The organism is Schumannella soli (genome assembly GCF_006517435.1).
GTDB lineage: Bacteria > Actinomycetota > Actinomycetes > Actinomycetales > Microbacteriaceae > Schumannella > Schumannella soli.
The window spans coordinates 621,718-634,512 of the sequence record NZ_VHQG01000001.1 but is presented as its reverse complement, the minus strand read 5'-3'; the positions used below and the strand labels follow the sequence as shown (position 1 = coordinate 634,512).

The 12,795-nt window shown below is 72.8% G+C and carries 9 protein-coding genes; 4 read left to right on the top strand and 5 right to left on the bottom strand.

All coding sequences use genetic code 11. The features are described from left to right. Nucleotides 1-27: 27 nt before the first annotated feature. A complete protein-coding gene (locus FJ657_RS02940; RefSeq protein WP_141162163.1) occupies nucleotides 28-1,359 on the top strand; it encodes a Glu/Leu/Phe/Val family dehydrogenase in 1,332 nt (443 codons plus the stop codon). 34 nt (nucleotides 1,360-1,393) lie between these two features. Here FJ657_RS02940 and FJ657_RS02935 read toward each other — a convergent pair whose 3' ends face one another. Genes FJ657_RS02935 through FJ657_RS02925 form a run of 3 tightly spaced genes read right to left on the bottom strand, consistent with a single transcriptional unit; the run spans nucleotide 1,394 to nucleotide 5,135 of the window. Beyond that, nucleotides 1,394-3,568, bottom strand: a complete 2,175-nt coding sequence (locus tag FJ657_RS02935; RefSeq protein ID WP_141162162.1) for a YhgE/Pip domain-containing protein — start codon at nucleotides 3,566-3,568, stop codon at nucleotides 1,394-1,396. 2 nt (nucleotides 3,569-3,570) lie between these two features. Next, nucleotides 3,571-4,395, bottom strand: coding sequence for a hypothetical protein (locus tag FJ657_RS02930; protein WP_141162161.1), 825 nt, complete (start codon nucleotides 4,393-4,395; stop codon nucleotides 3,571-3,573). Then, the gene (locus FJ657_RS02925) at nucleotides 4,392-5,135 is read right to left on the bottom strand and encodes a TetR/AcrR family transcriptional regulator (RefSeq protein WP_141162160.1); all 744 of its coding nucleotides are present in this window, start codon (nucleotides 5,133-5,135) and stop codon (nucleotides 4,392-4,394) included. The genes FJ657_RS02930 and FJ657_RS02925 overlap by 4 nt, the downstream gene beginning before the upstream one ends. Nucleotides 5,136-5,340: 205 nt before the next feature. Between FJ657_RS02925 and FJ657_RS02920 the strand changes: the two genes are divergently transcribed. From FJ657_RS02920 to FJ657_RS02910, 3 genes are all read left to right on the top strand, one after another. Continuing rightward, nucleotides 5,341-6,627 (top strand): adenylosuccinate synthase, encoded by a 1,287-nt coding sequence (locus FJ657_RS02920; protein ID WP_141162159.1) that lies wholly within the window; start codon nucleotides 5,341-5,343, stop codon nucleotides 6,625-6,627. A gap of 453 nt (nucleotides 6,628-7,080) precedes the next feature. Beyond that, on the top strand, nucleotides 7,081-7,755 hold the full coding sequence (locus tag FJ657_RS02915; RefSeq protein WP_141162158.1) for a GNAT family N-acetyltransferase: 675 nt from the start codon (nucleotides 7,081-7,083) through the stop codon (nucleotides 7,753-7,755). 223 nt (nucleotides 7,756-7,978) lie between these two features. Then, nucleotides 7,979-8,278: a Dabb family protein gene (locus FJ657_RS02910; RefSeq protein WP_141162157.1), complete on the top strand. Its 300-nt coding sequence runs from the start codon at nucleotides 7,979-7,981 to the stop codon at nucleotides 8,276-8,278. Between the two features lie 163 nt (nucleotides 8,279-8,441). Here the strand turns inward: FJ657_RS02910 and FJ657_RS02905 are convergent, their stop codons facing one another. Both FJ657_RS02905 and FJ657_RS02900 read right to left on the bottom strand, forming a co-directional pair. Continuing rightward, entirely contained in the window at nucleotides 8,442-9,302 is an 861-nt protein-coding gene (locus FJ657_RS02905) for an NAD-dependent epimerase/dehydratase family protein (protein WP_141162156.1), read from the bottom strand. 113 nt (nucleotides 9,303-9,415) lie between these two features. Then, nucleotides 9,416-12,757, bottom strand: a complete 3,342-nt coding sequence (locus tag FJ657_RS02900; protein ID WP_141162155.1) for an alpha-L-rhamnosidase — start codon at nucleotides 12,755-12,757, stop codon at nucleotides 9,416-9,418. Nucleotides 12,758-12,795: the final 38 nt, after the last annotated feature.

Here is a 12,795-nt window from a genome sequence, read left to right as displayed (position 1 = left end):
CGCGCGGGCGCTCGTAGCCTCGTCGGCATGAGCCTCACCGTCGAGCCGTCCCTCACCAGCGGATCGGCCGCCTCCGCTGCCGATCCCGTGGTCGCACATCCGTCTCCCCTCGTCGACGCGCGGGCCCAGCTGGCCGCCGCGATCGAGCTTCTCGGCTACGACGAGGGCACCCACGCGATGCTCGCGACCTCGCGGCGCGAGATGACGGTCAGCATCCCGCTGCGGCACGACGACGGCCGCATCGAGGTGCTCACCGGGCACCGTGTGCAGCACAACATCTCCCGCGGTCCCGCGAAGGGCGGCCTGCGCTACGCGCCCAACGTCGACCTCGACGAGGTGCGGGCGCTGGCGATGTGGATGACGTGGAAGTGCGCCCTGCTCGACGTGCCCTACGGCGGTGCGAAGGGCGGCGTCGCCGTCGACCCGCGCGCGCTGAGCACGCCGGAGCTCGAGCGCGTCACCCGCCGCTACACGAGCGAGATCCTGCCCATCATCGGACCGCAGCAGGACATCCCCGCCCCGGACATCGGCACCGACGAGCAGACCATGGCGTGGATCATGGACACCTTCTCCGTCGCCCGCGGCCACACCGTGCCCGGCGTCGTCACCGGCAAGCCGCTCAGCCTCGGCGGGTCGCTCGGCCGGCCCAGCGCGACGTCGCGCGGCGTCGTGCATGTCGCGGATGCGGCGCTGCGGTCGGTCGGCATCGCCCCGGCCGGCGCCACCGCGGCCGTGCAGGGCTTCGGCAAGGTCGGGCGCGGAGCCGCGCAGTTCCTGGCCGAGGCGGGCGCGCGCGTCGTCGCGGTGAGCGACCAGTACGGCGCCGTCTACGCCTCAACCGGGCTCGACATCCCCGCCCTCGCGGACCACGTCGACCGCACCGGCACCGTCGTCGGGTTCGGTGCCGGCGTTTCCGGCGGCTCCGGGGCCGACGAGCTCGACCCCGCCGCGCTGCTCACGCTCGAGGTCGACCTGCTCGTGCCGGCCGCCGTCGAGGGCGTGCTCAACGGCGGCAACGCCGCCGACGTGCGGGCGAAGGTCATCGTCGAGGGCGCGAACGGACCGACCACGGGCGAGGCCGACCGCATCCTCACCGACGCGGGGGTGCTCGTCGTGCCCGACATCCTCGCGAACGCCGGCGGCGTGCTCGTGTCGTACTTCGAGTGGGTGCAGGCGAACCAGGCCTACCGCTGGGGTGCGCAGGAGGTCGAGGACCGCCTGGCCGCGCGCATGAGCGAGGCGTGGATGAACGTGGCCGACCACGCGCGCCGCCACGACCTCACCCTGCGCACGGCCGCGACCGCGCTCGCGGTGCAGCGCGTCGCCGAAGCGCACAAGCTGCGCGGCCTCTACCCCTGATCCGCCCCGCCTGCCTGGCGATCGGACCTGTGGCTCAGCCGCCGATCGGCGAGGGGCGCAGCTCGCGCAGCGTGCGGAACCGCGACTGCTTCGCGGCGCCCGCGATCGACAGCGCCAGGGCGACGACGAGCCAGATCACGAGCGTGAGCAGCGCGCTCGACAGCCCGGCCGCTCCGCCGCCGTAGAGCAGCGCGCGGATGCCGTCGACCGCGTGCGACATCGGCAGCGCCTGGTGCAGCGCCGCGAGCGGCGCGGGCAGCGTCTGCCAGGGGAAGGTGCCGCCGGCGGTCACGAGCTGCACGACCATGAGCACGAGCCCGAGGAACTGCCCGACGCTGCCGAGCCAGACGTTGAGCGCCAGCACGATCGCCGCGTACGTCGCCGAGACGAGCGCCATGAAGCCGAGCAGCTCCACCGGATGCGCCATCTTCAGCCCCAGCGGGCCGGCGAGCGTCAGGAAGAGTCCGATCATCTGCACGACTCCGAGGAGCGCCGGGGTCGCCCATCCCGCCAGCGCCGTGGCGAAGGGACGACGCACGGCCGTCAGCGCGCGCCGCGACAGGGGACGCACCAGCAGGAACAGCGCGTAGATGCCGATCCAGGCGGCGAGGCTGATGAAGAACGGCGCGAGTCCGGCGCCGTAGTTCTCGGCCTCGGTCTGCGAGGTGCGCTTCACGTTCACCGGGTCGGCGACCGCCTTCGCGGCGGCCGCGCGCTGCGCCTCCGTCTTCGACGGGGTCTGCGCGACGCCGTCGACGAGCTTGCCATGCAGCGTGTCGGCGCCGTCGGCGAGCTTCGCCGTGCCGTCGGCGAGGTCGGATGCCCCGCTCGCCAACTGCGCCGTGCCGCCCTCGAGCGTGTTCGCGCCGCTCGCGAGCTGGGCCGTGCCCGACTTCAGCGCGGACGCGCCGCTCGCGAGCTGCGCCGTGCCGTCCTTCAGCGAGGATGCGCCGGTCGACACCTGGGTCGCGCCGGAGGCGACCTGGGCCGCTCCGGTCTGCGCCGACTGAGCGCCGGCCGTGAGCGCCTCGGCCCCGGCGGCGGCGTCGGAGATCGCCTTCTTCAGACCCGGGGCGCTCGCAGCGAGATCGGCTGCGCCGGCGGCAGCGGAGCTCGAACCCACCTGCAGCGGCGACCCGGCCGCCGTCTGGGCCGACAGTCCCGCCACGAGTCGCGTCAGCTCGTCCTTCTCCGCGGGGGTCGCCTGCGATGTCGCCAGCGCGGCGGCGAGCTTCTCCTGCGCGGACACGGCATCGCTGTGGAGCGCGGTCACCCCGGCCGCGATCGTCTGCGTGCCCGCGGCCAGCGCCGTCGCGTCATCGGGCAGGGTCGCGGTCAGATCCGCGAGGGCGCGCAGGCCGGTGCTGACGGCGCCGAGCTTGTCGGCGATCTGTCCGATGCCGTCGGACACCTTCGTCGCCCCGGCGGCGGTCGCCGCTGCGCCGTCCGCGAGCTTCGCGGCGCCGGCTGAGGCGCTGTTCGCGCCATCGGCGAGCTTCGACGCACCCGACGACGCCTCGCGCGCACCGGACGCGAGCTTGCCGGCCCCCGCATCCGCCTCGCTCGCGCCGTCCGCCAGCTTCGTCGCGCCATCGGATGCCGTGTGCGCTCCGTCGCTCAGCTGCTGGGCGCCGTCCGCGGCATCCGACAGGCCGTCGCGCAGCGACTGCACGCCGTCGAGCAGCTGCAGCGTCGCCGCGCGCCCGACCTTCTCGACGATCGCCGCGCGCACGGTCGTGGTCGCCTGCGTCGCGATCGTCGACGAGAGGTAGCTGTTCGTGTCGCTCGTGATGAGCCCGAGGCGGGCCGGCGCCGGCGCATCCCCCGAGGCGGACGCGATGCGCGCGCTGAAGTCGGCCGGGAACTCGACCGCGAAATCGTAGGTGCCGTTCTTCACCCCGCGGCTCGCGGCGACCGCGCTGACCTCGTGCCAGGCGAACTTCTTGCCGTCGAGCAGGGTCTTCGCGGCCTCCCGGCCGTAGTTCTGCTGCTCGCCGTCGACCTTCGTGCCCTCATCGGCGACCACGATCGCGGCGGGCACCTTGTCGAGCGAGCCGTACGGGTCCTTGTTGCCCCAGAGGTACAGGCCGCCGTAGACGACCGGGATGGTCATGAGCGCCACGAGGGCGAGCACGGCCATGCGGCTCGAGACGAGGCGCGCGAACTCGGCGCGCACGCTCGTCGTGATCGTGCGGAAGAAGGTGGACATCGTCAGTGCTCCTGAGCGGCGGGACGTGCGGCGGCCGGGTCGGCCGTCGCACTCGCGGTTGCGGTGGAGCCGGCTTCGTCGTCGGCGGTGGGGGAGGCGGGGAGCGCCTCGGGGGTCGTGGATGCGGCGGGTGCGGGTGCGGGTGCGGGTGCGGGCGCGGTCGGTTCCGGTTCCGGGTCTGCCTCCGCATCCGCGGCGGGCGCGGACCCGTCGCCCGCGCCGGCCGCGCGCAGCAGCGCCGCCGTCGCCTCGTCGGTCACGACGATCGTCAGCACGCCGCGCTCGGCGATCTGCCGCACCTCGCCGAACCAGCCGCGCGGGTCGCCGCCGTGCCGCTCGGGCGAGGTGATCACGAGCGCCTCGACGCCGTCGCGCAGCAGCGCGAGCTCGCTGAGCAGGCGGATGCGCGGCGCCGCCGGCACGGCCCGCAACGGGGTGCGCGCGTGGTCGGCGAGGCCGTGCTGCGTGAGCACCGCATCCGTCGCCCGCCGCGACGACGGCGTTCCGGCGAAGGCGAGCTCTTCGGCCACGACGGTGCGCAGGGCGACTCCGGGGCTCGGCTCGCTCGTGCCGGGGGTGTCGACGAGGGCGACGCGGCGGCGCAGCTCGGCGGTGTCGGACGAGCCGTCGACGAGCACCTCGCCGGCGGTCGGCTTGAGGCGACCGCCGAGCAGCAGCGAGAGCAGCTGCGGGCGTTCGGCGGTCTCGACGGCGAGCGCGATCGGCGCGGCGGGATGCGCGACGCTGGTCTCGGCGACGACATCCATCTCCGGCACGGCGGCGGCCAGGCCCTCGCCGAGGGCGAGACGGCGGGCGGTGATCCTCATCGCGAGGCCTCCGCATCCAGCTCGGCGGCATCCAGCTCGGCGGCGCCGAGCTCGGCGGCCTCGTCGGCCGACACCAGGTCGATCGCCTGCGTCGCCGGCCACAGCGGGTCGACCCGCTCGGGCGCGGCCACGAGCTCGGGGTCGCCGTCGATGAGCGCGGCGGCGTCGCGCCAGCCGAGCCCGGCGGCGGTGAGCGCGAGCGAGGCGGCGAGTCGGCGGCTCTCGGCGTCAGAGAGGCCCTCGCGCACGCTCGCCGCGAAAACCGAGAGCGCGGCGTCCTCGACGAGGCGGGCGAGCAGGGCGGCGGGGATGTCGTCGCGCAGACGGCCGGCGGCGGCGCCCTCCTCGAGCGCGGCGGCGATGCGCACGCGCAGCGGGGTGAGGGCGGCATCCACGATCTCGGCGCGCGGTCCGCGCACGGTCGTGATGGCCATGGCGCGCACGCCGGCGATCTCGTCCCAGGCGCGCACGGCGATGAGGGCGAGGCGGCGGATCGGATCGGTCTCGTCGATGCCGTCCATCGCGGCGACCACGCGCTCGCTGCCGCGCTGCGCGAGGGCGTCGAGCAGCGCGTCGCGGTTCGGGAAGTGGCCGTAGATCGTGCGGCGGGTGAGGCCCGCCTCCGCCGCGATGGCCTCGAGCGAGGCGTTCGGCTCGCGGTTGAGCAGCACGCGCGCGGCGTCGAGCAGCGCCTCGCGGTTGGCGGTCGCGTCGCGGCGCGGGGCTCGGTTCTCTCTCACGCTCTCATCGTACGAACTTGCACAGCCTTGTGCAAGTTAACGAAGGCGATCCACTGTTCGCGAGTTGCCCACTTCCACGGCCTGTCGCGCACGTGCCACCGCGGAAGTGGGCGACTCGCGGCACCTCGACGTCATGTCACAGGGTCGAAACACGCCCGCTGATACGGTGGGGTGTAATCCCTCACGAACGGAATGGGAGATCGGCATGCCCGGAATCGTGCTCATCGGCGCTCAGTGGGGTGACGAAGGCAAGGGCAAGGCGACTGACCTGCTCGGCAGCCGCACCGACTACGTCGTCAAGTTCAACGGCGGCAACAACGCCGGCCACACGGTCGTGGTCGGCGACGAGAAGTACGCCCTGCACCTGCTGCCCAGCGGCATCCTCACCCCCGGCGTCACGCCCGTCATCGCGAACGGCGTCGTCGTCGACATCGAGGTGCTCTTCCAGGAGCTGGATGCGCTCTCGAGCCGCGGCGTCGATGTCTCGAAGCTGCTCGTCAGCGCCAACGCGCACGTCATCACGCACTACCACCGCACGGTCGACAAGGTCACCGAGCGCTTCCTCGGCAAGCGCCAGATCGGCACCACCGGCCGTGGCATCGGCCCCGCGTACGCCGACAAGATCAACCGCGTCGGCATCCGCATCCAGGACCTGTTCGACGAGAACATCCTGCGCCAGAAGGTCGAGGGCGCCCTCGACCAGAAGAACCACCTGCTGGTCAAGGTGTACAACCGCCGCGCGATCGAGGCCGACGAGATCGTCGACGACCTGCTCGGCTACGTCGAGCGTCTGCGCCCGATGGTCGCCGACACGGGTCTGGTGCTGAACCAGGCGCTGGATGCCGACAAGACCGTGCTGTTCGAGGGCGGTCAGGCGACGATGCTCGACGTCGACCACGGCACCTACCCCTTCGTCACCTCGTCGAACGCGACCAGCGGCGGCGCCGCGACCGGCTCGGGCGTCGCGCCGACCCGCTTCGACCGCGTGATCGCCGTCGTCAAGGCGTACACGACCCGCGTCGGCGCCGGACCGTTCCCGACCGAGCTGTTCGACGAGTGGGGCGAGTTCCTCAGCGACCGCGGCGCCGAGTTCGGCACCACGACCGGCCGTCGCCGTCGCACCGGCTGGTACGACGTGCCGATCGCCCGCTACTCGGCCCGCATCAACGGCGTCACCGACTTCGTGCTCACCAAGCTGGATGTGCTCACCGGCCTCGAGACCATCCCGGTCGCCGTCGCCTACGACGTGGACGGTGTGCGTCACGACGAGCTGCCCGTCAACCAGAGCGACTTCCACCACGCGAAGCCGATCTACGAGGAGTTCCCCGGCTGGAGCGAGGACATCTCGGGCGCCCGCGAGTTCTCCGACCTGCCGAAGAACGCGCAGGACTACGTGCTCGCGCTCGAGCAGCTCAGCGGATCCCGCATGTCGGCGATCGGCGTCGGCCCCGGCCGCGACGCGATCGTCGTGCGGCACGACCTGCTCGACTGAGGCGCGCGGCGCGAGCCGCGAGGCGCCCGCGCGCATCGGCACCCGCTGTGCGGCGGCCCGCGTGCGGGCGTGATCCGCGCCCTCCGCGGCGACGCGGGGTGCGCGGATACTGCTCGGCAGTACGCGGATACTGCTCAACGGGGTGATCGAGGTCGCGGGCGGCGCTGCTGCCACGTGGCGCCAGTATCCGGTGCGGTGTGCGACCTGCCGCCGGTCGGTGGGCCGGGGGTACGCGGATCCTGCCCCCCCCGGGTTCGCGGATACTGGCTCGGCGGTATGCGGATACTGCTCAACGGGGTGGGCGAGGGCGCGGGCGGCGCTGCCGTGACGCCTCGCCAGTATCGCGAGAGAGGCACGCGGATCGGAACGGCTCGTGCGCGACCGGGCCAGCGGATGCGCGGTGGCCTGCGGCGTGAGTCGCGCGCCCGGCGCATCCGGAGACAGGATGGACCGGTGACTGCCACGCGCCCCGCCCCGACCGTGCTGACCGGCCGCTTCGTGCGGCTCGAGCCCTTCGACGCCGAGGCGCACACCGACGGACTCTTCGCCGCGCTCGCGCACCCCGAGGTGTTCGCCGGCGGCTACGGCGGCGGTCCCGCCGGGCTGCCCGCTGACCGGGCGGCGTTCGGCGACTGGGTCGCCGGGTACGGCAACGCCGATGACGCCCGCAAGTTCGTCGTGCGTCTCATCGGCGGCGCGGACGGCGGGGGCGGCGCGGGCGACGCGGATGGCGTCGGCGGCACGATCGTCGGCGCATCCACCCTCGGCGACCTCGACGAGCGCACCGAGCAGCTGCAGCTCGGCTGGACCGGCTACGACCCGCGCGTCTGGGGCACGGCCGTGAACCCCGAGACGAAGCTGCTGCTGCTCGGGCACGCCTTCACGCATGGCTACGGCCGCGTCAAGATCCAGGCCGACAGCCAGAACGACCGCTCGCGCGCCGCGATCCTCAAGCTCGGCGCGACGTTCGAGGGCGTGCTGCGCCGCGACCGGGTGCGCGCCGACGGAACCTTCAGCGGAACCGCCGTGCATTCGATCCTCATCGATGAGTGGCCTGCGGTGCGCGCCGGCCTCGAAGCGCGCCTCGCCCGCCACACCGCCCCGATCGAGCTCGCCGACCGGAGCTGAGCCGCCCGACTGAGCGGCCCGCCTGAGCCGTACGACTGGGCCGCCCGCGCGTCAGCACGATGTCGGATCAGCGCCGATGCCGCGCCGCATCACGTCGCGGTGTGACTCGAAGGCCGACGCTGTGCACCCGGTGCCGCCCACGTTCGATGCTGTGCGCCCCGATGCCACCGCACTCGACTGAGCGGCGCGGGCGCGCAGCGTCGTCGCTCAGTAGGCTCGCTCCATGCTGCGCCACGTGCTGATCTTCACGCTCCAGACCGACGACCCGACCGAGAAGGCGGAGCAGATCGCCGAGATCCGCGCCAAGCTCGTGGGGCTGATGGACGTCATCCCCGAGATCAAGCGCATGGACGTGCCGGCCGACTCGACGGGCATCCCGCGCAACGGCGACTTCGCGATCGACTCCGACTTCGACGACGCGGCCGGGCTGCAGGCCTACATCGACCACCCGGCGCACGTCGAGGTGGCGAAGTTCATCGGCACTCTCGTCGCGTCGCGCGCGGCGATCGACTTCATGCTCTGACACCGTCTCTGATGCCGCCCCCGGAGTGACGTAACTCAGGAGAATCCGCCCGATCCGGCCCGTTCGGGCGCGGATCCGACCGGATCTCCTGAGTTACGGAACAGCTGACGTCACGGCCGACAGCGCTGCCGACAGCACCGCCGACGGCAGGGGCGCCGAAACCTCAGCCGCGCGCCGCCGTGAGCTCGGCGACCAGCGAGCGGCCGTTCGGCTCCCAGCCGAGCTCGCTGCGTGCCTTCGAGCCGCGCGCCTGCTGATCGAGCAGCAGCGCATCCGCGAAGGCCTCGCCGAGTCGCTCGCGAGCCGAGGAGTCCGAGCCGGCGACGACCGCCCCCGACGGCCCGGCGATCGCCTCGCCGAGCTCGCGCACGGTCGGGTTCTCGCCGCTGGCGCCGATGTAGGTGGTGTGCCCGTCGCTGCGCTCGAGCGCGATGACGTAGAGCTCGGCGAGGTCGCCGGTCGACACGGTCGTCCAGTGCTGGTCGCCCGAGCCGATGAGCTCGAGGGCGCCGTCCGCGTCGCGCGGGCCGTCGGCGAGCAGCGAGGGGATGCCGGCGCCGCCGGGCCCGTAGACGACGGCCGGGGCGATGAGCGTGGCCTTGATGTCGGAGCCGAGGATGCGGCCCTCCGGCCCGGCGCGCCAGGCGGTGATCGCGGGCGGGTTCTGCGCGTCGTCTTCGCTGATGTCGGCGCCGGATCCCCAGACCCAGATGCCGCCGGTGTGCACGTAGGGCTTGTCGGTGCCGGCGAAGCCGTTGATGACCGCGTCCACGACGGCGTCGTCGAGGGCCGGGCCCTGGTTGTCGGTGGCGAGGTGGATGGCGCCGTCGACCTCGCGCAGCTTCGTCGCCAGCCAGGTGCTGTCGCTGAGGTCGCCGATCACAGCGGTTGCGCCGTGGGCGGTGACCTTCGCCGCGGACTCGTTGCTGCGGACGATCGCGGTCACCTCGTGTCCGGAATCGAGGAGTGCGGCGAGGGTGGCGGTGCCGATGAGGCCCGTGCCTCCGGTGAGCAGGACGCGCATGGTGTTCCTTCCGTGATGGTCGCCTTCAGCCAACCAGGGCCGGCGGGGAGGGATTCCCCGACCGGCCCCGGTTCGCCGAGAACGCGCAGGGTGCGACTCGCGCGCGCCGACGCTCAGCCCACGCGGAACACGTAGCTGCCCGATCCGACTACGACCGTGACCGAGCCGTTCGCGGCCTTCGCGCTCTGCACACCCGCCGCCTTCTTCACGGCGCCGCCGCTCTCGGTCACCTGCGCGACCTTCGATGCGGGCAGCACGATCTCCGCGGTCGCGTTCACCGGAACCGTGACCTTCAGATCGAACCGGGCTCCCGCATCCGTCTGGCTCGAGGTCCAGTCGGTCGCGATCTTCCCGTAGACCGACTGCAGCGACCCGGCGCCGTGGGTCACGCCCCCGCCGGGCAGCGGCGCCACGCGGATGCGGTGGTAGCCCGCCTCGAGCGGGGCGATCGCGCCGATGTTGCGGTACATCCAGTCGCCCACGGCGCCGTAGGCGTAGTGGTTGAAGGAGTTCATGCCGACGTCGCCGAAGCTGCCGTCGGGCATGACCGAGTTCCAGCGCTCCCACATCGTGGTGGCGCCCATCTTCACCTCGTAGCCCCACGAGGGGTAGTCGGTGCGCACGAGCAGCTTCCACGCGAGGTCGGCGCGGCCGACCGAGGTGAGCGCGGGCAGCAGCCACGGGGTTCCGAGGAACCCGGTCGTGAGGTGGCTGCCGCTGGTCTCGAGCTTCGCGACGAACTTCGTCCCGACGGCGGCGCGCTGCGCGGCGGGCACGAGGTCCATGCCCAGCGCCATCGCATAGGCGGTCTGGCTGTTGCCGCGCACGGTCCCGTCGGCGGCGACGAAGGTCGCGGCGAAGGCGGCGCGGATGCGCGTCGACAGGTCGGCGTAGGCGGTCGCCTCGGCGGTCTTGCCGAGCGCGGCGGCCATCTCCGACATCATCCGCGCATCCTCGGCGTAGTACGCCGTGCCGAGCACCTCGGCGGGCGTCGGGTCGTCGAGGTTGAGCCAGTCGGCGTAGACGTTGCGGCCGTCGTCGATGAGATCCTCACCCGCGCTGGCCTGCACGTGGTCGAGGAACCGCGTCATCGAGTCCCAGCCCTCGCGCACCACGGTCGCGTCGCCGTAGCTGTTCCACAGCGTGTAGGGCACCGTGATGCCGGCATCCGCCCATCCGGTTCCGCCGCCGCAGCAGCCGACACCCGGCGGTTCGGGCGAGACGCCCGGGTAGTCGCCGTTCTCGCCCTGCGAGTCGCGCAGGTCGGCGAGCCACTTGCCGAGGAACGCCCGGGTGTCGGTGAGGTAGCTGGCGGTGGGGGCGAACACGTTGATGTCGCCCGTCCAGCCGAGTCGCTCGTCGCGCGCCGGAGTGTCGGTGGGGATGCTGAGGAAGTTGCCGCGCTGGCCCCAGGAGATGTTGCTGGCCAGCTGGTTGAGCATCGGCGACGAGGTCGTCAGCGTGCCGGTGTCGGGCAGGTCCGATCCCCACACGATGCCGGTCACGTCGGCGGGCGTCGGAGCGGATGCGGCGCCGGTGATCTCGATGTAGCGGAAGCCGTGCTGGGTGAAGCGCGGCTCGTACTCGACGGCGCCGTCGGCGGCGAAGGTGTAGTGGTCGGTGACCTTCGCGGCGCGCAGGTTGGCGGTGTAGAGCGTGCCGTCGGGGTTCAGCATCTCGCCGTAGCGGATGGTGACCGTCGATCCGGCCGTGCCCTTGAGGCGCATCTTCGCGACGCCGACCATGTTCTGGCCGACGTCGTAGATGTAGGTGCCTTTCGTCGGCTGCGTGCGCGCGACCGTCGGCTGCGCGCCGGTCTCGCGCACGGGCTCGTCGGGCTGCGGCACGACGAGCTGCGTCGCCGAGTCGTGCACGGTGGCGGCGGTCCATCCGCTCGCGTCGAAGCCGGCGCGATCCCAGTTCTTCTGTTCCTTGCGGGCGTCGTAGCTCTCGCCGTCGATGTTGTCGGCGAAGGTCCACGGGCCGCGCGCGGTGGTCCACGTGTCGGTCGAGTCGACCCACTGGCTCGAGCCGTCGGCGTAGTCGAGGCGCAGGCGGGTGAGCACCGAGGGGTCGGTGCCGAAGACGCCCGGGCCCCACATCCCGACCTTGCCGGCGTACCAGCCGCTGCCGAGTTCGGCGCCGAGCGCGTTGCGGCCGGCCCTGACGAGCTTCGTCACGTCGTAGGTCTGGTGCTGGATGCGGCTCTCGTAGTCGGTGAACCCGGGCGCGAGCCGCTGGTCGCCGACGTCGGCGCCGTTGAGGCGCAGCTGGTAGACGCCGCGCGCGGTCGCGTAGAGGCGCGCCCGCACCGGGGTCTCGCCGCCCCGCGTGGAGAAGTTCGTGCGCAGCAGCGGCAGATCGCCGTCGGGGGAGCGCCAGATCGTCTCGGCGTTGCCCTCGATGCGCAGTCCGTCGTCGACGACGGTGCCGCCGGTGAAGGGGTTGCCCCCGTCGGCGCCGGTGCCGTGGAAGTCGGTGTCGAGCAGCGTGGCCCCGTCGGCGGCCGTGACCTTCACCCGGTGGATGGTCGTGGTCTCGGTGCCCTCGGTCGCCTGCGAGGTGCGGAAGCCGACGTAGCCGCGGTCGAAGGTGGCATCGTCGCGCTGGTCGATCTGCGTGCCGTCGAGCAGCGTCGTGATGGTCGTGCCCTGGGTGCGGATCGACAGCGTGTGAGTGCCGGTGCGCAGCGCGTCGGCGCTGATCACATCGGAGATGTCCTTGCTCTCGATGAGCTGGATGCTGCCGTCCTTCTTGACGTGGGGGCGGAACTGCGGCGTACCGTCGGCGACGCTGAGCTGCCACAGGTAGCCGTTGTTGAGGGTCGCGCTGCGGAAGTAGACGGCGACGACGAGGTTGTCGATCGTGAAGTCGACGTCGGTGGTGGTGTCGGTCCAGCGCGGCAGCTCGGTCGCGGGCGGCCCGCCGATCCACTGGGCGCCGCCCCAGTCGGAGGCGCTGAGCAGGCCGGTCTCGAAGTGCGCCGGGGTGCTCCATCCGCTGGCCTTGCCGCGGCCGTCCCAGGTGCGCACCCGCCAGGAGTAGGCGGTCTGCGCGGTGAGCGCCGGCCCGCCGTAGCCGACGTCGACCTGGGCGGCCGAGTCGACCCTGCCCGAGTCCCAGACGTCCGGCGCGGCGAGGGCGGCGTCGCTGCGCGCGACCTGCACCTGATAGGCGCTCTGCACCGTGCCGCGGGTCGCGGACTCGCCGTGCCAGCCGAGACTCGGAGCGGCACCGGGGATGCCGAGCGGCTCGCTGCGGCCGTTGACGGTGAGGCCGGTGACGCTCGTGCCGGAGGCGGCGAGGGCGGGGCCGGCGAGCAGCGTGCCGGCGCCGAGCGCGATGACGGCGACGCCGACGAGGGCGCCGCGCGCCGGACGCGAGGGGCGCGTGGGTGGTCGGGTGGTCAGTCGGTCGGCGATCTCCCTGATCGCGCGGACGGGCCGGATGAGCATGGTGGAGGCTCCTTCTCGCTTCGTCATTGAAACGTTTA

Coding starts and splice junctions, on each gene's coding strand:
- FJ657_RS02940 (WP_141162163.1), top strand. CDS start 28: ATGAGCCTCACCGTCGAGCCGTCCCTCACCAGCGGATCGGCCGCCTCC.
- FJ657_RS02935 (WP_141162162.1), bottom strand. CDS start 3,568: ATGTCCACCTTCTTCCGCACGATCACGACGAGCGTGCGCGCCGAGTTC.
- FJ657_RS02930 (WP_141162161.1), bottom strand. CDS start 4,395: ATGAGGATCACCGCCCGCCGTCTCGCCCTCGGCGAGGGCCTGGCCGCC.
- FJ657_RS02920 (WP_141162159.1), top strand. CDS start 5,341: ATGCCCGGAATCGTGCTCATCGGCGCTCAGTGGGGTGACGAAGGCAAG.
- FJ657_RS02910 (WP_141162157.1), top strand. CDS start 7,979: ATGCTGCGCCACGTGCTGATCTTCACGCTCCAGACCGACGACCCGACC.
- FJ657_RS02905 (WP_141162156.1), bottom strand. CDS start 9,302: ATGCGCGTCCTGCTCACCGGAGGCACGGGCCTCATCGGCACCGCCACC.
- FJ657_RS02900 (WP_141162155.1), bottom strand. CDS start 12,757: ATGCTCATCCGGCCCGTCCGCGCGATCAGGGAGATCGCCGACCGACTG.